This is a genomic window from Streptomyces sp. NPDC020379 (assembly GCF_044387105.1).
Lineage (GTDB): Bacteria > Actinomycetota > Actinomycetes > Streptomycetales > Streptomycetaceae > Streptomyces.
This window is the reverse complement of record NZ_JBIRVR010000024.1, coordinates 1-19503: the sequence shown is the minus strand read 5'-3', so window position 1 is coordinate 19503 and position 19503 is coordinate 1. Positions and strand designations below refer to the sequence as shown.

Here is a 19503-nt window from a genome sequence, read left to right as displayed (position 1 = left end):
GGAAAGACCGAGTGCCGGTCGGTGATCAAGCGCTGACCAGGGCGTACGTCTGGGTGGCGATCTCCAGCTCCTCATCGGTGGGCACGACGGCGACGGCGACCCGGGCACAGCCGGGGGAGATCAGCCGCGGCTCGTCCGCCCGGACGGCGTTGAGGTCGGTGTCCACGGCCAGGCCGAGCTCCTCCAGGCCGGCGACGGCGGCCTCCCGGACGGGGGCGGCGTTCTCGCCCACACCGGCGGTGAAGGCCACCGCGTCGACCTTGCCGAGAACGGCGTAGTACGCGCCGATGTACTTCTTCAGCCGGTGCACGTAGATGTCGAAGGCGAGGGCCGCCTTCTCGTCGCCCGCGTCGATGCGCCGGCGGATCTCGCGCATGTCGTTGTCGCCGCACAGACCGATCAGACCGCTCTTCTTGTTGAGGAGCGAGTCGATCTCGTCGACGGACATGCCGGCGGTGCGCGCCAGGTGGAAGATCACCGCCGGGTCCAGGTCACCCGAGCGGGTGCCCATGACCAGGCCCTCCAGCGGGGTCAGGCCCATCGAGGTGTCCACGCAGCGGCCGCCGCGGACCGCCGAGGCGGAGGCGCCGTTGCCCAGGTGCAGCACGATGACGTTGACCTCGGACGGGTCCTTGCCCAGCAGCTTGGCGGTCTCGCGCGAGACGTACGCGTGCGAGGTGCCGTGGAAGCCGTAGCGGCGGATGCGGTGCGCGTCGGCGGTCTCCACGTCGATCGCGTAGCGCGCGGCCGACTCCGGCATCGTGGTGTGGAAGGCCGTGTCGAAGACCGCGACCTGCGGCAGGTCCGGGCGCAGCGCCTGGGCCGTGCGGATGCCGGTGATGTTCGCCGGGTTGTGCAGCGGGGCGACCGGGATCAGCCGCTCGATCTCCGCCACGACCTCCTCGGTGATCACGGTCGGCTCGGTGAACTTCCTGCCGCCGTGCACGACCCGGTGCCCGATCGCGGCCAGCTCCGGCGAGTCCAGGCCCATCCCGTCCGCGGCCAGCTCCTCGGCCACCGCGTTCAGCGCGGCCTCGTGGTCGGCGATCGGCTGCTCGCGCTCGCGCTTCCCGCCGCCCGTCGCGAGCGGGGTGTGCGCCAGCCGGGAGGTCTCCTCACCGATGCGCTCGACCAGGCCCACGGCCAGCCGGGCGCCGTCGGCCATGTCGAGCAGCTGGTACTTGACCGACGAGGAGCCGGAGTTGAGGACGAGAACACGGGTGGGGTTGGCAGTCATGAAGGCTTTCCGGGTGGTGTGCGGGTCTCGGCGGGGCTGACGGTACGGGGGCCGCCGCGGCCCCCGTACCGACAGTAACGGGCGTCAGGGGCGCTGCTCGCCCTGCGCCTGGATGGCGGTGATCGCGACGGTGTTCACGATGTCCTGGACCAGCGCGCCGCGCGACAGGTCGTTGACCGGCTTGCGCAGGCCCTGGAGGACCGGACCGACCGCGACGGCGCCCGCGGAGCGCTGCACGGCCTTGTAGGTGTTGTTGCCCGTGTTGAGGTCGGGGAAGATCAGCACGGTGGCCCTGCCCGCGACCTCGGAGTCCGGCAGCTTGGTCGCGGCGACCGCGGCGTCCACCGCGGCGTCGTACTGGATCGGGCCCTCGACCAGCAGGTCCGGGCGGCGCTCGCGCACCAGCTCGGTGGCCTTGCGGACCTTGTCGACGTCGGCGCCGGAGCCGGAGGTGCCGGTGGAGTACGACAGCATCGCGATCCGCGGCTCCACGCCGAACTGCGCGGCCGTCGTCGCGGACTGGATGGCGATGTCGGCGAGCTGCTCGGCGTTCGGGTCCGGGTTGACCGCGCAGTCGCCGTAGACGAGCACCCGGTCGGCCAGGCACATGAAGAAGACCGAGGAGACGATCTGCGCGCCCGGCGCCGTCTTGATGATCTCGAAGGCGGGGCGGATGGTCGCGGCGGTGGAGTGCACCGCGCCCGAGACCATGCCGTCGGCCAGGCCCTCCTGGACCATCAGCGTGCCGAAGTACGAGACGTCGGCGACGATGTCGTGGGCCAGCTCCACCGTCATGCCCTTGTGGGCGCGCACCCGCGCGTAGAGCTCGGCGAAGCGCTCGCGCAGCGGCGAGGTCTGCGGGTCGACGAGCTGCGCGTCGGCCAGGTCGATGCCCAGCTCGCCGGCGCGCTTGCGGATCGCGTCCTCCTCGCCCAGCAGCGTGAGGTCGCAGACGTCGCGGCGCAGCAGTACGTCCGCGGCGCGCAGCACGCGCTCCTCCGCGCCCTCGGGCAGCACGACGCGGCGGCGGCCGGAGCGGGAGCGCTCGATCAGCTCGTGCTCGAACATCATCGGGGTGACGCGGCTGGAGCGGGCGACGGAGATACGGTTCGTCAGCTCCGCGGTGTCCACGTGCCGTTCGAAGAAACCGAGGGCCGTCTCCGACTTGCGCGGCGAGGCGGCGTTGAGCTTGCCCTCGATCGCGAACAGCTCGGCGGCCGTCGGGAAGGAACCGCCCGGCACCGAGATCACCGGCGTGCCCGGGGCCAGCCGGCCCGCCAGCGCCAGGATGTCCGGGCCTGGCCGCTCGTCGAGGGTCAGCAGCACGCCGGCGATCGGCGGGGCGCCCGCGCTGTGCGCCGCCAGCGCGCCGATGATCAGGTCCGTGCGGTCGCCCGGGGTCACCACCAGGCAGCCCTCGGTCAGCGCCGGCAGGAACACCGGGAGCATCGCGCCGCCGAAGACGAAGTCGCGGGCGTCGCGGTTGAGGCCGGAGTCGTCGCCCAGCAGCACCTCGGCGCCGAGCTTGCTGACGATCTGCGCCACGGTCGGCGCCGACAGCGACGCGTCCTCGGGCAGCGCGTAACAGGGCACGGGCAGGCTCGCCGCGAGCCGCTCGGCGACGGCCGTACGGTCGGCCGGGGCCACGCGGTTGACGACCAGCGCGACGACGTCGCAGCCCAGCGCCTCGTACGCGCGGTAGGCGTTGCGCGCCTCGGCCCGTACGGACTCGGCGTCCTGGTCCTGGCCGCCGACCACAGTGATCACGGAGGCGCCGAACTCGTTCGCCAGGCGTGCGTTGAGCGCCAGCTCGTCGGGGAGGTTGGAGCCCGCGTAGTCGGTGCCGAGCACGAGCACGTACTCGTGCTGCCGGGCGACCGCCAGGAAGCGCTCGACGAGGGCGGACACCAGCTCGTCCGTGCCGCGCTCGGCCTGGAGGGCGGACGCCTCGCCGTACGAGAGGCCGTACACGCTCTCCGGCGACTGGCTCAGCCGGTAACGGGCGCGCAGCAGCTCGAAAAGGCGGTCGGGGCCGTCACCGTGGACGAGCGGGCGGAAGACACCCACTCGGTCGACATGGCGGGTCAGGAGCTCCATGACTCCCAGCTCGATGACCTGGCGGCCGTCGCCCCGGTCGGTCCCGGTCACGTACACGCTGCGCGTCACGCGTGCTCTCCTTGCTCCATCGCCGTGTTTATGCGGTAAAAAAATACCCGATATGGTGGGCTTGCCCTCTTGACAATACCTGCGCCCGTGGATAAGGCGCGCGTCAGTAGGTGGTTCACGGGGCGCGGGCGGGGGTGCGTCACTACCCCCCCGGCCCGTGAAACAATCGGTTCGGCTCACATGTACCAGTAGCGAGCAGGAGACACAGCCAGATGCGCATCGGAGTCCTCACCGCAGGCGGCGACTGCCCCGGCCTGAACGCTGTCATCCGCTCGGTGGTGCACCGCGCGGTCGTCGGCCACAACGACGAGGTGATCGGCTTCGAGGACGGCTTCAAGGGCCTGCTCGAAGGCCGCCACCGCAAGCTCGACCTCGACGCGGTCAGCGGCATCCTCGCCCGTGGCGGCACCATCCTCGGCTCCTCCCGGCTGGAACGCGCGCGGCTGCGCGAGGCGTGCGAGAGCTCCAAGGAGCTCGCCCGCGACCTCGGCATCGACGTCCTCATCCCCATCGGCGGCGAGGGCACGCTCACCGCGTCCAAGATGCTCTCCGATGCCGGCCTGCCCGTCGTCGGCGTGCCGAAGACCATCGACAACGACATCTCCTCCACCGACCGCACCTTCGGCTTCGACACCGCCGTCGGCGTCGCCACCGAGGCCATCGACCGGCTGAAGACCACCGCCGAGTCGCACCAGCGCGTCATGGTCGTCGAGGTCATGGGCCGCCACGCCGGCTGGATCGCCCTGGAGTCCGGCATGGCCGGCGGCGCCCACGGCATCTGCCTGCCGGAGCGCCCCTTCGACGTCGCCGACCTGGTCGCCATGGTCGAGGAACGCTTCGCCCGCGGCAAGAAGTTCGCCGTCATCTGCGTCGCCGAGGGCGCGCACCCCGCCGAGGGCTCCATGGACTACGCCAAGGGCGCCATAGACCAGTTCGGCCACGAGCGCTTCGCCGGCATCGGCACGAAGCTCGCCGCGGAGCTGGAGAAGCGCCTCGGCAAGGAGGCCCGCCCGGTCATCCTCGGCCACGTCCAGCGCGGCGGCACCCCCACCGCGTACGACCGCGTCCTCGCCACCCGCTTCGGCTGGCACGCGGTCGAGGCCGCCCACCGAGGCGACTTCGGCAAGATGACCGCACTGCGCGGCACGGACATCACGATGGTCCCGCTGGCGGACGCGGTCACCGAGCTCAAGCGAGTCCCCGAGAGCCGCATGGACGAGGCGGAGTCGGTCTTCTAGGACCGCTGCCTGTCGCAGACCTCGGACGCCGGTCGGGCTGGAATTCTCCAGCCGGGCCGGCGTTCGTGTTTGCAGGGTCCGGGTTCAGCTCGGGTCGGAGTGGGCTTCGCTCCAGTGCTGCCGCAGATCCCGGTCGGCTGCGGTCGCTTCGTCGTACTCGCCGCAGCGGAGCGCGGCGGCGCGGGCGAGGGTGAGCCGTGCGCAGGTCAGACACCAGGTGCCGGCGGTCGTCATGGGCTCACCCGGTGCGCGTCGTAGTAGTGCCGCACCGCCTGTTGAGCGAAGGCGGCTCCGGCGGCGGCATCCCGTCCGGCCCGGGCCCTGGCGCGGGCCTCGTCCAGCCACCCGCAAGTGCGGCACCTCCTGGCATCCCCCTTGACGATCGCGTACGGACCGGCGGAAGCATGCGCGACGGCGATCACGCTCGGCTCCCGGTGCCGCGCTTGTTGGCCTCGCGGACCTTGTCGCGGAGAGCGGCGTCGCGCTTCTCCGTGGCGGAGGTGTCGTTCATGTCGTGTCCTTCCTCATCCGGTCTTCGGGCGGCTCGGGCGGCTCGCCTCGGATGGCGCAGGGCCATCGTCGACTGCCAAGAAGGACGTATCGGCCTTGAATCCGGGACAGTTGGGCGGATTCGGCGCTAGCGTGGAAGACGTCCCAAACGTCTGGAAGCTGGGTCTTGAACACTGCTCTGCGGTCGGCTATGGCCGATGCCGGTCTCACCCCTCGCAAGCTGGCGATGAGAGTCGGGGTGTCCGGCAAGACCGTGGAGCGGTGGCTGAACGACGCGGAGTTGATCCCGCACCGGAAGAACCGCCAAGACGCCTGCGCCGAGCTGGGAGTTGACGAAGAGATGCTGTGGCCGAAATCCGTGAAGGATCGCATCAAGACCGGTACGGACAGGGAGCTGGTCCACAGCTATCCCTATCGGTCCGCGTGTCCGTCCACGGTGTGGGGAGAGCTGGTCGAGAGCTCCGCTCAGGATCTTTTCTTCGCCGGATACACGAATTACTTCCTCTGGCTCGACCAGCCCGACTTCGTCGGCACTCTGCGCCGCAAGGCAGGCAAGGGATGCCGGGTGCGCTTCCTCCTGGGCGACCCGGAAGGAGACGTCACGCGCCAGCGCGAGCAGCACGAGGACGTCGCGTTGACGGTTTCCACGCGCATCAGGATCACCTTGGAGCATTTGGGGAAGCTGGGCGGTGAGGACGGCGTCGAAGCCCGCTTCTCCGCTCCCGCGGACGCGGTCAATCACGTCTCGCTTTCCGTCTTCCGCTTTGATGACCAGCTCTTGGTGACCCCACACCTCGCCCGGCTCGCCGGGCATGATTCCCCGCTGCTGCACTTGCGCCGCCAAGGTGACGGCGGGCTGTTCTCCCGATTCACGGAACATGCCGAGGAGTTGTGGGGGCGGGGCGTGCCGGTGGGGAGCCACGCGGGGCGTTAAGTGCTTACGTCCGGGCACCGCCGGTGGGCTCGAATGCTGCTGGGGGCAGCGTGTGTAGCCCGCCGACTCACAGTACAGAAACTACTACCTAATGAGGACTAACTAAACGTGATCGATCGCAAGGAAGCTCAGGAGCGAGCAGCACGGTTCCTGTCCGAGCGGAGCCAGACTTGGACGTCCAGCGACGTCCGGCTCGATCTGGAGTACTGCTTCATCGAGGGCGGCCGGTTCATCGCGCCATACGACGGCATCGGGTTCCTCGATCATGGCGACGAGCGTGCCCGGCTCGGCGGCAACATGCCGATCTACGTCGACCTCAACACGGGAGAGTGCGGCTTCATCACCATGGCTGACGTGGACGACTTCGCGGCCCGAGGGCGGCTGCTCTGACGGCATGAGTCTCGGATGAGGCGTGGTGCCCGGGCTCGGTAGCGGCCGGGCACCACGTGATGGCGTCCCCGCCCGGCGCCGGTACCGGACCTCCGGGAGGGATACGCCGTCGTCTTCGCCACGAGATGTTCTCCGAGTACGTCTGCGGCACGACGCCCGCCTGCGCGGTCTGCCCGCCGTCACCCTTGTCGCCGAGACGGCGGGGCTGTCGGAGGCGGTCATTCCCGTACGGTCAACATCTCGGCACCATAGGGAGCTTCAGCGTGAAGCGCGCCCCCCTTTCGCTGTCGGTGATGGACAGCGTCGCGCCGTGGGCCGTCGCTATGCGGTGGGCTATGGCCAGGCCCAGGCCCGTGCCGCCCGTTTCGCGGGTGCGGGCGTCGTCCAGGCGGGTGAAGCGTTCGAAGACGCGGCGGCGGTCGGCCGGGGCGATGCCCGGGCCGTCGTCCTGGACATGCAGTTCCGTGCGGGCGACGATCACCGTGACGGTGGTGGCGGCGTGCCGCTCGGCGTTGTCGAGGAGGTTGGCGAGCAGGCGGGCCAGCAGGCCGCGGTGACCGTCGACTACCACCGGCGAGGGGTCCGCTTCCACCCGCAGCCTCAGACGGGCGGGTGTTCTGCGGCGCCGGGTCTCGTCGTGGACGAGCGCGACGAGATCGAACCGTTCCGTGCCCGGCAGTGCCGCGTCCAGCCGCGCGAGCAGCAGCAGATCCGTGGTGAGCTGCTCCAGGCGCCGGGCGTCGCCCAGGGCTCCCTGGGCCACCGCGGTCCACTCCACCGTTCCGGGATGCGCGAGCGCGATCTCCAGCTCCGCCCGCAACGCGGCCAGCGGGCTGCGGAGTTCGTGCGAGGCGTCGCTGACGAACGCGCGCTGCCGGTCCACCGACGACTGCAGGCGCTCCAGGGTGCTGTTCATGGTCTCGGCGAGGCGGGCCACCTCGTCCCTGGTCCGGGGCACGGGCACCCGCCGGTCCAGGTGGCCGGCGCTGAGCTCGGCGAACTGGATGCGGATGGCCTCCACCGGGCGCAGTACCCGCCCGGCCGCGAACCACGCGACGCCGGCCACGGCCGCGGTGCCCACGAGCACGCAGCCGGCGAGGGCCAGGACGTCGTCGTTCAGCCGGTTCTGTTCGTAGCGCAGCGGGTTGGAGGCGACCAGGAGCGGGTTGGTGTACGTCTCGCTCTGCCCGTTCACCATCGCGTACAACGGGCGCCTGCTCGCGGGGTCCGTCCACGGCCACAGCGACAGCAGGGAGCCGCTCAGCGGGGGTTGCGTGTGCGGGTTCAGGGCGGCCCGCCCCGGGTAGATCTGGTCGGAGACCTCCAGACGCCCGTCCCGGCCGAGCGCCTTCGCCAGGGCGGGGATGTCGGTGCGCAGGTCCGAGGAGGAGTCGAAGGCCAGCGGGCTCGCCTCGCGCACCGACTCGTCCAGGTACTGCCGTCCCGCGCGGATCAGGTCGTCGCGCGCCGCCAGCGCGACCGTCACCGCGCCGAGTGTGAAGGGGATCAGCGCGCAGATCGCGGCGAGCCAGGTCACGCGCCCGCGTATCGACCCCTTCCGCCGCCGCGGCCGCCTCATGGCTCGGTGCCCTCGTCGGCCAGCCGGTAGCCGACCCCGCGGACGGTGCGGATGGTGTGCCGCCCGAACGGCGCGTCGATCTTGCGGCGCAGGGCGCTGACGTACACCTCCACGATGTTCACATCGCCCTGGAACGCCTCGTCCCAGACATGTTCGAGCACCTCGTGCTTGGCGACGACCTCGCCGTCGCGCCGCGCGAGATATTCCAGCACCGCGAACTCCCGCGGGGTGAGCGCCAGATCCGCCCCGCCCCGGCGGCAGCGCCGCCGCGCGGGATCGATCTCCAGATCACCGACGCACAGCGTCGTGGGCCGCTCCGGCCGGCCACGGCGCACGAGCGCGCGCAGCCGGGCGACCAGCGCGATGTACGAGAACGGCTTGGTGACGTAGTCGTCCGCCCCCGTGTCCAGCCCCTCCGCCTCGTCGTACTCGCCGTCCTTGGCGGTGAGCATCAGCACCGGCGTCCAGACCCCGGCCGCCCGCAGCCGGGCGCAGACGTGGTACCCGTTCATCCCGGGCAGCATGACATCCAGCACGACCACGTCGTAGGCGCCCTCGACGGCCAGGTGCAGCCCCTCGCGTCCGTCGTGCGCGACCTCGACCGCGAAGCCCTCGGCGATCAGCCCCCGGCGCAGCAGCTCGGCGAGCCGGCGGTCGTCCTCCACCACCAATATGTGCATGGCAACAGCATGGCTCAACGTCAAATCGCTGTGCCTGAAGGGGATTTCAGCAATCTTCAGCTTTCCTTCAGCCGCTCGGTGCCAGCATGTCCCGCGTACCACCGGCGCGGCCCGGCGGCGTTCGGGGGGAGGGCCCGTGCGCGAGAGGCGCCCGGGCCCGAGTCGCGGGCCGTGCCGCCCTTGTCATGGGTGTGTCGCCGGGGCGGGAACATCCCGGCGCGGTCCGGCGCTCTTGTCAGCACATCCGTTGACGGGAGTTCTCATGACGATTCTGGTGACCGGCGCGCGCGGGCGTGTGAGCGCGGCCGTACGGAGCGAACTGACGGAGCGCGGCGCGGCCGTGCGGGCCGCCGGGCGGCAGCCCGAAGGGGATGCCGTGCGGCTCGACCTCGCCGAGCCCGGGACGTTCAAGGCCGCTCTCGACGGGGTGCGCAAGGTGTTCCTGTACGCGGAGCCCTCCGGGATCGGCGCGTTCCTCGATGCCGCGCGCGCCGCGGGCGTGGAGCACATCGTGCTGCTGTCCTCGCTGTCGGCGGGGGAGAAGGACCCGGAGTCGAACGTGATCGGGGCGTTCCACGTCGCCGCGGAGCGGGCGCTGACCGCGTCGGGGATCGACTGGACGCTCGTACGACCCGGCAGCTTCGCCACGAACGCGCTCCAGTGGGCGCCCTCGATCCGCGCGGAGGGCGTGGTGCCGTCCGCTTTCCCCGGCACGCACAACGCGCCCGTGCACGAGCGGGACATCGCCGCGGTCGCGGTCCGGGCGCTGCTCGACGACGCGCACCGCGGGGCGACCTATCACCTGACCGGGCCCGAGTCGCTCAGCGAGGAGCAGATGACCGGGCTCGTCGCGCGCGCCATCGGCAAACCCGTCCGCATCGAGCCGATCAGCCGCGAGGAGGAGCTCGCGCGTCTGACACGGTTCGCCGGCCCCGCCATCGCCGAGACCCTGATCGCGTACCGCGCCGAGTACGACGGAGTTCCCGCCGCGGTGCGCGACGGCGTGCGCGAGGTCACCGGGCGGCCCGCCGTCCCCTTCGCGCGGTGGGCGCAGGAGCACGCGGCCGACTTCCGGTGACCTCGCCGGCCTGATCACCTCCGCTTCAGCAGCTCTACGATCCCCGTCACGTCCTCGTGGCCGTGGCCGTCCGCCACCCGGCGCGACAGCAGCGGCCCCAGGGGGGCCAGGAGTTCGGGGCTGAGGCCCTGGGACTCGGCGGTCTCCAGGAGGTTGGTGAAGGCCGTCGCCTGCATGGCGATGTTCGAGACGACGCCGGGGTGCCGTTGGTGAGGTTGACCAGCGTGCGGCCGGAGAGCTCGGCCGCGACCGGGTCCAGGGCCTGGTGCACCGAGTCGTGGTCGAGGAGGCAGGCGACGACCAGCTCGCTCGCCGTGACCGCCGAGGCGAGAGTGCCGGCGGCGCTCGCGCCCAGGGCGACGAGTGGCTCCGCCTTGGCGGGCGTGCGGTTCCACACGGTGGTCGGGAGGCCGCCCGCGACAAACGCGCCGGCCAGGGCCGTGCCCATGGCGCCCAGGCCGAGAACGGTGACGGGGGTCTTGCTCATGACAGGTGCTCCAGATGTCCGGTGATCGTGTGCTCGGCGCCTCGATCAGGCTCGCCGACGGCGCGTCCCGCCTCAAGTACGCACAAAAAAGTGGGTACTAACCGGGAGGTACGTCCAGCCGTCGCGTACGGAGGCGCCATGCCACCCCCGCTCAGCCGCCGCACCCGCCAACGACTCGCCGCGGACGCCGCGTTGCTCACGGTCGCCGTCGCGTTCGCCGTACCGCTCGTCTGGCTGGTCCTCGCGTCCGTCGACGACGGGGCCGGGCTGCGGGTGCGGGTCCCGGACAGACCCACCTCGGCCAACTTCTCGGCGGTGCTGACCGAGGAGATCACCTTCCGGCCGATGCTCAACAGCCTGCTCCTGTGCGGCACCGCCACAGCGCTCACCATGGTGTGCGCGGCGCTCGCCGCCTATCCGCTGTCGCGCTTCCGGTCGCGCTTCAGCCGGCCGTACCTGCTGACCGTGCTGTTCACGACCTGCCTGCCGATCACGGCGGTCATGGTGCCGGTCTACGGGCTGTTCGTACGGATCGACCTCATCGACACGGTCTACGGCACCGCCCTGTTCATGGCCGCCGCCCAACTGCCCTTCGCGATCTGGCTGATGAAGAACTTCATGGACGGCGTCCCGGCCGTCCTGGAGGAGGCCGCCTGGACGGACGGCGCGAGCCGCCTCCAGGCGCTGGTGCGCGTCATCCTGCCGCTGATGGGGCCCGGGGTGGCCGTCGTGGCGATCTACAGCTTCATCATGCTCTGGGGCAACTTCTTCGTGCCCTTCATGCTGCTGCTCTCGCCCGACCAACTCCCGGCGTCCGTCAGCATCTTCACGTTCTTCGGCAACTACGACCAGGTGGCGTACGGGCAGCTCGCCGCGTTCTCGATCCTCTACTCGACGCCGGTGATCCTGCTCTACACGCTGATCTCGCGGCGGCTCGGCGGCGGCTTCGCGCTGGGCGGGGCGGTCAAGGGCTGAGCGGCTGAGGGCGGCGGACACAGAAGAACCCCGCCGTCTGTCCGCTGACGGCGGGGCGCCCCTCCGGTGAGGAAACCGGCCCTGGATGTCCCCCGTGGATCCAGGGCCGCGCCCGAGCGCGACGACGGGCCTGTCCCGAAAGAGCTGTGGGAGGGACCCTCGCCTTGACTGCGGACAAGCTGAACGGTACTAACGGGGCCACCTGTCGGCTACTCGTCAAACGCGGCTCCTGGCCGGAGAACGCGGGACTCCCGAGGAACGCCTGATGACCGAACCACGAGTGGGGCCCGAGGCCCCCGGCAACATGCGCACGCTCGTACTCAGCAACGATCTCGACCAGACCCGCGAGATCATCAGCTCCGCCTACAGCCCCTACCAGCTCAGTGTTCTCGGCGACCCCAAGGAGTTCTCCGCGTGGTACGCCGAGGGCAGCTTCCCCGGTGTCACCGTGTCCGGCCTCCAGTACGGTGCCGAGACCCTGGTGGCGCCGCAGCCGCTCGACTCCTACCTCCTCGTCTGCAAGCTCGTCCGGGGCCAGGTGAAGGTGATCTCCCCCGGGCGGGACGAGCGGGTCGTGGGGACCGGCGAGACGTATGTGCTCGACCCCTACCGTCAGTTCCAGGTGCACTGGGCGCCCGGCGCGCGGATGACGACCCTCCGCCTCTCCCGGGAGACCGTGGAGCAGGCCGCCGCCGACACGCTCGGCGTGGAGGGCCCGTTACGCGCCCGCTTCGGCCTCGGCGGCCCCGTCTCCCCCGGCGCGGCCCGCAGCTGGGCCGGCATCTCCAACGCCGTGCACCGCGAGATCCTCGGCGAGGGCATCGCCCGCACGAGCCCGCTGATCGCCGCCCACCTGACCCAGATGACCGCCGCCCTGCTCATGGAGTCCTACCGGCTGGTCACCGACGGCGTGGACGCCCAGCGCCCGGGCGTCGTCGGCCACGCGGCGGTACGCCGCGCCATGGCCCTCGCGGAGGAACGCCCCGACGAGCCGCTGACTCTCGCCGACCTCGCCCGCGCGGGGCGGGTCAGTCCCCGGGCTCTTCAGGAGGCGTTCCGTCGCCATGTCGACACGACTCCTCTCGGCTATCTCCGGGAGATCCGCTTGGGGCGGGCCCATGCGGATCTGTTGGCGGGGCGGGGGAGTGGGGTGACGGTGGCTGAGGTGGCTTATCGGTGGGGGTTCGGGAATTTAGGGCGATTTGCGGCGGTTTATCGTGAGCGGTTTGGGGTGGCGCCGTCTCGTACGTTGCGGGGGTGATCTTTGTCTGCGGGTTGTTTGTGGTTGGGGGTTCGCCGTTGTCGGGTGCGGGATGTTTGTGGCTGGGGTTCAAGTGGCCTCAATCGCCGGCCGGGCTGGTTTGTGGTGGGTGCCGGGGGTGGGACCTCCGGGCTGGGGACCTGGAACGCGGTGCGGTTGCCGTTTCGCGTATTGAGTGCCCCGAATTCGCACCGCGTTCCAGAACCCCACCCTCCAGCCCCACCCCCTCCCACCGGAGAGCAAGTGCGGGACGTATCCGCTTCAGGGTTCCCATTCAGCCCGTTGGGGGCACCTCCCAGCGTTAGCTGGGGGAGTTTGAGGACAACGCGCGAAGCGTGTTGCGGGGTCTGGGGCGCAGCCCCAGTTCCGGGTCGCGCAACGGTGTGGGGGGCTGGGGGCTCGCCCCCAGTTTCGGGAAGGGGCGGGTAGGGGAAAACGCCCGCCGCAGGCGCCGCCGCCCCCCTTCAGGATGACCGCCTACATCTCCGGTACTACGGCCGCCAATCGTTCTCGCCCTCCGGACCACCCCACGAACGAGCCGTACGGCTGAGGCCCACCCCACCCCCGCCACCCAGAATTGGAGGAGTTGATTCCGGCCATTGCGGGGCCCCGCGACCCGTACCCCCGCAATCCGGACCCCGTACCGTACCCACCCCCTCCGGAGGAGCCCCGTGTCGCACGCGGCCGCATTCCCCCTCGGCGCCCAGCCCGTCGCCCCCGTCACTCCCGCCCGCGTGGCCGCCCGTGCCACCGGCCTGAGCAAGATCTATGGGCAGGGGGAGACCGAGGTGCGCGCGCTGGACGCCGTCTCCGTGGAGTTCCGCCGCGGCGAGTTCACCGCGATCATGGGGCCCTCCGGGTCCGGCAAGTCGACGCTGATGCACTGCATGGCGGGGCTCGACTCGGTCTCCGCCGGTTCCGCGCGGATCGGTGACGTCGAGCTCGCGTCGCTCGGGGACCGGCAGCTGACCAGGCTCCGCCGGGACCGGATCGGCTTCGTCTTCCAGGCGTTCAATCTCCTCCCGACGCTGACCGCGCTGGAGAACATCACCCTGCCCATGGACATCGCGGGCCGTGAGCCGGACGCCCAGTGGCTCAACATGGTCGTCGACACCGTCGGCCTCTCCGGGCGGCTCGCGCACCGGCCGAGCCAGCTGTCCGGCGGCCAGCAGCAGCGCGTGGCCGTGGCCCGCGCGCTCGCCGCGCAGCCCGAGATCATCTTCGCGGACGAGCCGACCGGCAACCTCGACTCCCGCTCCGGCGCCGAACTCCTCGGCTTCCTCCAGGAGTCCGTGCGCGCCCTCCAGCAGACGGTCGTCATGGTCACCCACGACCCGGTCGCCGCCTCCTACGCCGACCGCGTGATCTTCCTCGCCGACGGCCGCTTCGTCGACGAGATGCGCGAGCCCACGGCGGAAGCGGTCCTGGGCCGCATGCGGCGTTTTCCCGGGGGGAACCCCCGGACCCCCGGATGCGAAGCCGGGGGCCGGACGAGCTGAGCGACGGCTCCCACCGCTCCGTACGCCACCCCTCCCGCTCCGGACCAGGACCGACCATGTTCCGCACCGCCCTGCGCAACCTCCTCGCGCATAAGACCCGGCTGATGATGACCGCGCTCGCGGTCCTCCTCGGCACCGCCTTCGTCTCCGGCACGCTCGTCTTCAGCGACTCCGTCGGCAGCGCGTTCCGCGCCAAGACGGCCAAGAGCCTCGACGACGTCGCCGTCTCCGTCACCCCCGGCCCGCCCCGCACCGGCTCCAAGGACGGTGCCCTCGACGCGCGGGTGGTCGACAAGGTCCGCGCGCTGCCCGGCGTCACCTCCGTACGTCCCTCGGTCGGCGGCGTCGTCACCGTCGCCGACCAGCACGACAACCCCGCGGGCAGCGAGTGGGGCAGCTCCGGCGCCAACTACGTACCGGGCAAGGACGGCAAGGACAGCCGCTATCCGCTGAAGTCCGGCCGTGGGCCCGCGGCCGCCGGTGAGATCGTCCTCGACACCGGGACCGCGGAGAAGACCGGCGCGAAGCTCGGCGACACCGTGCGGTTCGCGATCGACGGGCCGGTCATGACCAAGAAGCTGGTCGGCACGGTCGCCACGGACGATCCGCGGGTGGGCGCGGGCGGCAGCCTCGCGCTCTTCGACACCGCCACCGCGCAGAAGCTCTTCGGCAAGCCGGGCGAGTTCGGCGAACTCGTCGTCTCCGCCGCCCCCGGCAACGACCAGAACGCGCTGACCCGCGAGGTCAAGGCCGCCCTGCCCGCCGGCTTCGAGGCGCAGAGCGGCAAGGAGCTGGCCGCGCAGCAGGCCAAGGCCATCGATCGGGAGACCAGCTCGATCCGGAAGACGCTCCTTGTCTTCGCCGGGATCTCGCTGTTCGTCGGCGTCTTCATCATCGCCAACACCTTCACCATGCTCATCGCCCAGCGCACCCGGGAGATCGCGCTGCTGCGCGCGGTGGGCGCCTCGCGCCGTCAGGTCGTACGAGCCGTGCTGGTCGAAGCGGGGCTGCTGGGGCTGGTCGCCTCCGCCGCGGGCTTCCTCCTCGGCCTCGGCATAGCCGTCGGCCTGCGGTCGGTGCTGAATGCGGGCGGCGCCGAACTCCCCGACGGGCCCCTCGTCGTGGAGCCCACCGCCGTCGCGTCCGCCCTCGGCGTCGGTGTCCTGGTGACCGTCCTCGCCGCGTGGCTGCCCTCCCGCAAGGCCGCGCGGATCGCGCCGGTCGAGGCCCTCGCCGCCGTCGCCCAGGCGCCCGCGACACGCGGCCTCGTCGTCCGCAACTCCATCGGCGCCGTCCTCACCGCCCTCGGCGTTGCCGCCATGCTGCACGTCACCACCCTGCGCGACAGCGGCGGACTGACCATCGCCATGGCGGGCTCCGCGCTCACCCTCGCGGGTGTGATCGTGCTGGCGCCGCTGCTCTCCCGCCCGTTCGTCGCCCTCTTCGGCAAGGTGACCGGCCGGCTGACCGGCGTCAGCGGCAAGCTCGCCAAGGAGAACGCGCTGCGCAACCCGCGCCGCACCGCCGCGACCGCCTCCGCGCTGATGATCGGCCTCACCCTGATCACGGGCCTGACGGTGACCGCCGTCTCGGCCGATCAGGGCGTGGACCGGATGAGCCGGCAGGACTTGACCGCCGACTACAAGGTCAGCTCCACCAGCTACCTCGGCCTCTCGCCCGACGTGGCCGAGAAGCTCGCCGGACAGCCCGGCGTCGCCGCCGCGGTCCCGCTGCGCATGACCGGCTTTCAGTCGGACGGCGAGCCCACCGGCATCCAGACCGGCGACCTCGCCGCCCTCGGCAAGATCACCGACCTGCGCGTGACCAGCGGCTCCCTCGCGGACGTGCGCGGCAAGGACACCGTCGCCGTCTCCCAGCCGTACGCCGAGAAGCACGGCCTGAGGATCGGCTCCACCCTGCCGATGGACTTCTACCGCGGCGGCACCGCGAAGCCGCGCGTCGTCGCGGTCTACGCCGAGAACGACGTACTCGTCGAGACCCTCGCCGCCCCCGCCCTCGTCGACCCGCTCCTCGACCGCGTGCGCGACGACGCCGTCTACCTCAAGGCCGCCCCCGGCCAGGCGGCCGAGCTGCCCGCCGAGGTCAAGAAGACGATGGGCGGCAACCCCATCATCAAGGTCGAGAGCCAGGACGACCTGCGCCGCGAGTCCGCGGGGAGCATCGACTCGGTCCTCTACATGCTCTACGGGCTGCTCGGTATGGCCGTCGTCATCGCCGTCATCGGCGTCGTCAACACCCTGGCCATGTCGGTCTTCGAGCGCACCCGGGAGATCGGCATGCTCCGCGCGATCGGCCTCGCCCGCACCGGCGTCAAGCGGATGGTCCGCCTGGAGTCCGTCATGATCGCGATGTTCGGCGCGGTCCTGGGCGTGGCCGTAGGCATCTTCCTCGCCTGGTCCGGCGGCCACCTCCTCCGCTCGTCCTTCCCCACGTACGAGATGGTCGTGCCGTGGGCTCGGATCGCGATCTTCCTGCTGCTGGCACTGGCGGTGGGCGTCCTGGCGGCGGTGTGGCCGGCGCGGCGGGCTGCGCGGCTGGATGTGCTGGAGTCGATCGGGTCGCAGTGATCCGATTCCTTACGGGACCGGGGCCCGCACCCTCCAGGGGGTGCGGGCCCCGGGCCCGTACGCGGAGGCTGCTCAGTGGAAGCCGAGCATGCCGGGAGAGTTGATGTCGACCGTGACCACACCGGGCGGATACGCGGCCTCCCGCGACCATCCTCCTCCTGGCCGGAGCAGGCGCTCTGGCCTCAGGCCGCCTGGAGGACCCGGGCCCGCTCGTTGAAGTCGGCTACAAGAGGGTGCTTGCCGAAGGGGATCATGCGCCGTTGTAGATCCTGGACGGCTTCCACACTGCGGGACGACTTCACCCGGCGAGCGAGGTCGAGCGTCCGGACGCCCGCCGCGTGAGCGGCTTCGAGGTCTCGGCGTTGCAAGTGGGTTACAGCAAGGGCCGCTTGGGACATGGCACCGCGGCGAGCCCGGTTCTGCTTGCGGGCGTGCGTGATCGATGCGCGGGCGTGCTCCTCGGCGTGCTCCGGCTGGTCGATGTCGCGGAAGGCGTTGGCCCACTCGCCGCCGAGGTACGCGGGATCGATGAACTTGGCCCACTCGGGTTCGTTGGCCGTGTCGACCTTGGTGAAGTTCTGTTCTGCCTGGTTGATGGCGTGCACAGTGGCCTTCTTGTCGCCGAGGACGGCGTGGGCCCTGGCTTCGAGCGTCCAGAGATCGGCGAGGCATGCGGGGGAGCTGGTATGGATCAGCCCCTGTCGGCCGGCTTGGGCGAGGCGCCTTCCCTCGTCAGGGTGCCCGAGCAGCGTCGCTTGGTCCGCCATGCCTGCCAGCACGTGAGCGCCGAGTGCCGGATCCTTGGACTCTTCGGCCAGGCGAAGCGCTTGGATCAAGTAGCGCTGTGCTGTGCCGTGTTCGCCGGAGTCGAAGGCCATCCAGCCCAGAAGGTAGGTCTGCTCAGCCGCTGCTGAGCACAGCGCGTGCCGCACTTCTTCGGTGTGGGTCCGGCGCAGCAGCGGGTAGACGTGCTGGTTCATGTAGGCCGTGAGCGCGAGGCGACCCGAACCTCCGCCCTGGAAGATGTCCATTTCTTGGAACGCGCCGAACATGTTCTTCACGGCCGTCACGTCTTCGAGCTGGACTTGCCGTCCGGGTTCGGGTTGCTGGTCAAGGGTGTTGAGGAGCCAGTCACGGGACGGCCCCACTGCTGCGACCGCCGCGAAGGGTGCCCCCGCGAGGAAACTCCGCCTGTCCACGTCCGCTCTCCCTAGCTCTGTGACAGCTTCGACCGTCACGGCCCACGATGAGCTGTAGACGAGCGCCCGGTCAATGTCCGGTGATTCGCCCAACCCGAGGTCGTAGGTCGTGACTCGATACCCGAAGCGCGCCGAGAAGAGGTCGGCGAGGATGGCCGGCACGGGGTGCCGGGGTACCTCCCCGAGGGTCACCCAGCGTCGGACGCTGGACGTGTCGGTGGAGATGTGGGGGTGCCCCCACTCTGCCGCGAGGGATCGAACCTGGCGGGCAACTTCACCCTTCGACCACCCCGAACGACTGATCCAGTCGGCGAGCTTCGCGTTCGAATTCTTCACTGCGACCGTCCACAAGATCGACAGGCGTGGTGGATTCACCACGATTCACCACTACTCCGGAAGCTACCCGCTGAAGGGCGCCGGATGTTGGCTATGCGTGCGACAGGAAGCGAACGCGGAGGCTGGCGATATGAGCAGCAGACGGTACGCGGTAGACACCCGGACGAACAAGCTCGGGGAGCGTATGGGCAGTGAAGGCCCGTACGTACAACTGCGACCGGTCGGCGGCAGGGAGTGGGACTGCCCGCCGGGCAAGCTGCGCGAGCCCACGGAGGCTGAGTTGAAGAAGGCGGCGGTCCTGGGCACCCGAGTGGGTGGGCGGAAGTCGTGAGCACCCGCAGCGTGATGCGGCACGTGAAGCACGTCATCCGTACGCACCCACAGAGTGAGGTCACCGTGACGGCCTACTGTCTGAACGCTGCTTGCGGATGGACGTTGGCCCCCACGGCGGACCTGGCGGCGGCCGACGAGCAAATGATGGCCCATGCGGGCAAGGAGGGGCAGGGGCACCGGACGTTCGCCCGGACCCTCGAAGACGTGGCCCTCGCGAGCCGCCTGGAGCTGAACAAGGGCCAGCAGGAGGCTCCGCCGCTTCCAGTACACGACGAGGAGCCGCGGCACGAACGCGCGGCCCACTGAGACCCCCGCCCGGTCGCACGCCCTCATACCCGTGAAGCGGAGACGGCCGGGCGGGTCGCACAGTCCATCAACCCAACTGCGAAGGAGTGACCATGGGAAATCGTGGCGGAGGTTCCGGAGACGGGCAGGGCGGAAGCCAGCAGGACGACAGCAACAGCGGCGCCAAGCACGGTGGCGGCGGCTCCGATGAGGGCGGCAACACCTCTGACGGCTCCGGCCCCGCGACGGGTAAGTAGGCGGCGCACGTGACCACACGCACGGAGGGGGCGGGCCCTTCGGGGCTCGCCTCCGCGCTCGTAGAAGCGGGCGCTCTGACCTCTGACTGGCTGCCGACGTTCCGGGCAATCCCCCGCGAACTGTTCGTCCCCGACCGGATCTGGCCGGGCGTCGCGGACGGCACCCGACAGTCGGCGCTGGTCGACCGCACCAAGGACCCGGAAGCATGGCTCCGGGCGGTCTACTCCGACATACCGCTCACGACGCAGTGGGACGACGGCCGGCACACCGGGGACGCCCTGGGCACCACCCCGACGAGCTCCAGCTCCATGCCGCGCATGGTCTTTTCCATGCTGGCCGACCTCGACGTCCAGGAAGGCCAACGCGTCCTCGAAATCGGCACCGGCGTGCGACACGAGGTCGCACAATGCAAGTAGACGCGATAAGGAGGTTGGCTCTCTGAAGTAGCCAATATCGCTGTCTCAGGTCAG

General features: G+C 70.7%; 20 protein-coding genes and 1 pseudogene. 12 read left to right on the top strand and 9 right to left on the bottom strand.

Translation table 11 applies throughout. The annotated features are described in order from the left end of the window. Nucleotides 1–25 precede the first annotated feature (25 nt). Together ACH427_RS26455 and pta are read right to left on the bottom strand one after the other, a co-directional pair. Complete coding sequence (locus tag ACH427_RS26455; RefSeq protein WP_398873241.1) at nucleotides 26–1237, bottom strand: acetate kinase; 1212 nt, start codon at nucleotides 1235–1237, stop codon at nucleotides 26–28. An 84-nt stretch (nucleotides 1238–1321) separates the two neighbouring features. Further along, nucleotides 1322–3403, bottom strand: coding sequence for a phosphate acetyltransferase (gene pta / locus ACH427_RS26450; RefSeq protein WP_398873239.1), 2082 nt, complete (start codon nucleotides 3401–3403; stop codon nucleotides 1322–1324). Between the two features lie 212 nt (nucleotides 3404–3615). Here pta and ACH427_RS26445 point away from each other — a divergent pair, with 212 nt between their 5' ends. Further along, nucleotides 3616–4641, top strand: a complete 1026-nt coding sequence (locus ACH427_RS26445) for an ATP-dependent 6-phosphofructokinase (RefSeq protein ID WP_398873237.1) — start codon at nucleotides 3616–3618, stop codon at nucleotides 4639–4641. 84 nt (nucleotides 4642–4725) lie between these two features. Here the strand turns inward: ACH427_RS26445 and ACH427_RS26440 are convergent, their stop codons facing one another. After that, a complete protein-coding gene (locus tag ACH427_RS26440) occupies nucleotides 4726–4875 on the bottom strand; it encodes a hypothetical protein (RefSeq protein ID WP_398873235.1) in 150 nt (49 codons plus the stop codon). Then, complete coding sequence (locus ACH427_RS26435; protein WP_398873233.1) at nucleotides 4872–5063, bottom strand: hypothetical protein; 192 nt, start codon at nucleotides 5061–5063, stop codon at nucleotides 4872–4874. The genes ACH427_RS26440 and ACH427_RS26435 overlap by 4 nt, the downstream gene beginning before the upstream one ends. A 428-nt stretch (nucleotides 5064–5491) precedes the next feature. Between ACH427_RS26435 and ACH427_RS26430 the strand changes: the two genes are divergently transcribed. Further along, entirely contained in the window at nucleotides 5492–6085 is a 594-nt protein-coding gene (locus ACH427_RS26430; RefSeq protein WP_398873392.1) for an XRE family transcriptional regulator, read from the top strand. A 108-nt stretch (nucleotides 6086–6193) separates the two neighbouring features. Further along, nucleotides 6194–6475 (top strand): hypothetical protein, encoded by a 282-nt coding sequence (locus ACH427_RS26425; protein ID WP_398873231.1) that lies wholly within the window; start codon nucleotides 6194–6196, stop codon nucleotides 6473–6475. A gap of 232 nt (nucleotides 6476–6707) precedes the next feature. Here the strand turns inward: ACH427_RS26425 and ACH427_RS26420 are convergent, their stop codons facing one another. After that, nucleotides 6708–8012, bottom strand: coding sequence for a sensor histidine kinase (locus ACH427_RS26420; protein WP_398873229.1), 1305 nt, complete (start codon nucleotides 8010–8012; stop codon nucleotides 6708–6710). Nucleotides 8013–8050: 38 nt separating this feature from the next. Next, entirely contained in the window at nucleotides 8051–8734 is a 684-nt protein-coding gene (locus ACH427_RS26415) for a response regulator transcription factor (protein ID WP_398873227.1), read from the bottom strand. Nucleotides 8735–8996: 262 nt separating this feature from the next. Here ACH427_RS26415 and ACH427_RS26410 point away from each other — a divergent pair, with 262 nt between their 5' ends. Next, nucleotides 8997–9812, top strand: a complete 816-nt coding sequence (locus tag ACH427_RS26410; RefSeq protein ID WP_398873225.1) for an NAD(P)H-binding protein — start codon at nucleotides 8997–8999, stop codon at nucleotides 9810–9812. A 14-nt stretch (nucleotides 9813–9826) separates the two neighbouring features. Here ACH427_RS26410 and ACH427_RS26405 read toward each other — a convergent pair whose 3' ends face one another. After that, complete coding sequence (locus ACH427_RS26405; protein WP_398873223.1) at nucleotides 9827–9988, bottom strand: hypothetical protein; 162 nt, start codon at nucleotides 9986–9988, stop codon at nucleotides 9827–9829. A gap of 8 nt (nucleotides 9989–9996) precedes the next feature. Beyond that, nucleotides 9997–10299, bottom strand: a pseudogene (locus ACH427_RS26400) (NAD(P)-binding domain-containing protein); the annotation flags it as partial. 138 nt (nucleotides 10300–10437) lie between these two features. Here ACH427_RS26400 and ACH427_RS26395 point away from each other — a divergent pair. From ACH427_RS26395 to ACH427_RS26380, 4 genes are all read left to right on the top strand, one after another. Further along, nucleotides 10438–11274, top strand: coding sequence for a carbohydrate ABC transporter permease (locus ACH427_RS26395; protein ID WP_398873221.1), 837 nt, complete (start codon nucleotides 10438–10440; stop codon nucleotides 11272–11274). A 265-nt stretch (nucleotides 11275–11539) separates the two neighbouring features. Continuing rightward, complete coding sequence (locus tag ACH427_RS26390) at nucleotides 11540–12535, top strand: AraC family transcriptional regulator (RefSeq protein WP_398873219.1); 996 nt, start codon at nucleotides 11540–11542, stop codon at nucleotides 12533–12535. 671 nt (nucleotides 12536–13206) lie between these two features. After that, entirely contained in the window at nucleotides 13207–14034 is an 828-nt protein-coding gene (locus ACH427_RS26385; RefSeq protein WP_398873217.1) for an ABC transporter ATP-binding protein, read from the top strand. Nucleotides 14035–14090: 56 nt separating this feature from the next. Further along, complete coding sequence (locus ACH427_RS26380; RefSeq protein ID WP_398873215.1) at nucleotides 14091–16622, top strand: ABC transporter permease; 2532 nt, start codon at nucleotides 14091–14093, stop codon at nucleotides 16620–16622. A gap of 182 nt (nucleotides 16623–16804) precedes the next feature. Here ACH427_RS26380 and ACH427_RS26375 read toward each other — a convergent pair whose 3' ends face one another. Then, nucleotides 16805–18157 (bottom strand): transcriptional regulator, encoded by a 1353-nt coding sequence (locus tag ACH427_RS26375; RefSeq protein WP_398873213.1) that lies wholly within the window; start codon nucleotides 18155–18157, stop codon nucleotides 16805–16807. Nucleotides 18158–18287: 130 nt separating this feature from the next. On the opposite strand from ACH427_RS26375, the gene ACH427_RS26370 reads away from it, so the two are divergent. From ACH427_RS26370 to ACH427_RS26355, 4 genes are all read left to right on the top strand, one after another. Beyond that, entirely contained in the window at nucleotides 18288–18488 is a 201-nt protein-coding gene (locus ACH427_RS26370; protein ID WP_398873211.1) for a hypothetical protein, read from the top strand. Beyond that, nucleotides 18485–18796: a hypothetical protein gene (locus ACH427_RS26365; protein ID WP_398873209.1), complete on the top strand. Its 312-nt coding sequence runs from the start codon at nucleotides 18485–18487 to the stop codon at nucleotides 18794–18796. Before ACH427_RS26370 ends, ACH427_RS26365 begins: the two co-directional genes overlap by 4 nt. Nucleotides 18797–18888: 92 nt before the next feature. After that, the gene (locus ACH427_RS26360; protein WP_301886848.1) at nucleotides 18889–19032 is read left to right on the top strand and encodes a hypothetical protein; all 144 of its coding nucleotides are present in this window, start codon (nucleotides 18889–18891) and stop codon (nucleotides 19030–19032) included. Nucleotides 19033–19041: 9 nt separating this feature from the next. Next, the gene (locus ACH427_RS26355) at nucleotides 19042–19449 is read left to right on the top strand and encodes a hypothetical protein (protein WP_398873207.1); all 408 of its coding nucleotides are present in this window, start codon (nucleotides 19042–19044) and stop codon (nucleotides 19447–19449) included. Nucleotides 19450–19503: the final 54 nt, after the last annotated feature.

What these genes read in the sequence shown, in the direction of transcription:
- ACH427_RS26395 (WP_398873221.1), top strand. Translation starts at nt 10,438, where the DNA reads ATGCCACCCCCGCTCAGCCGCCGCACCCGCCAACGACTCGCCGCGGAC.
- ACH427_RS26360 (WP_301886848.1), top strand. Translation starts at nt 18,889, where the DNA reads ATGGGAAATCGTGGCGGAGGTTCCGGAGACGGGCAGGGCGGAAGCCAG.
- ACH427_RS26370 (WP_398873211.1), top strand. Translation starts at nt 18,288, where the DNA reads ATGAGCAGCAGACGGTACGCGGTAGACACCCGGACGAACAAGCTCGGG.
- ACH427_RS26380 (WP_398873215.1), top strand. Translation starts at nt 14,091, where the DNA reads ATGTTCCGCACCGCCCTGCGCAACCTCCTCGCGCATAAGACCCGGCTG.
- ACH427_RS26415 (WP_398873227.1), bottom strand. Translation starts at nt 8,734, where the DNA reads ATGCACATATTGGTGGTGGAGGACGACCGCCGGCTCGCCGAGCTGCTG.
- ACH427_RS26430 (WP_398873392.1), top strand. Translation starts at nt 5,492, where the DNA reads ATGCTGTGGCCGAAATCCGTGAAGGATCGCATCAAGACCGGTACGGAC.
- ACH427_RS26455 (WP_398873241.1), bottom strand. Translation starts at nt 1,237, where the DNA reads ATGACTGCCAACCCCACCCGTGTTCTCGTCCTCAACTCCGGCTCCTCG.
- ACH427_RS26440 (WP_398873235.1), bottom strand. Translation starts at nt 4,875, where the DNA reads ATGACGACCGCCGGCACCTGGTGTCTGACCTGCGCACGGCTCACCCTC.
- ACH427_RS26405 (WP_398873223.1), bottom strand. Translation starts at nt 9,988, where the DNA reads ATGCAGGCGACGGCCTTCACCAACCTCCTGGAGACCGCCGAGTCCCAG.
- ACH427_RS26445 (WP_398873237.1), top strand. Translation starts at nt 3,616, where the DNA reads ATGCGCATCGGAGTCCTCACCGCAGGCGGCGACTGCCCCGGCCTGAAC.
- ACH427_RS26390 (WP_398873219.1), top strand. Translation starts at nt 11,540, where the DNA reads ATGACCGAACCACGAGTGGGGCCCGAGGCCCCCGGCAACATGCGCACG.
- ACH427_RS26410 (WP_398873225.1), top strand. Translation starts at nt 8,997, where the DNA reads ATGACGATTCTGGTGACCGGCGCGCGCGGGCGTGTGAGCGCGGCCGTA.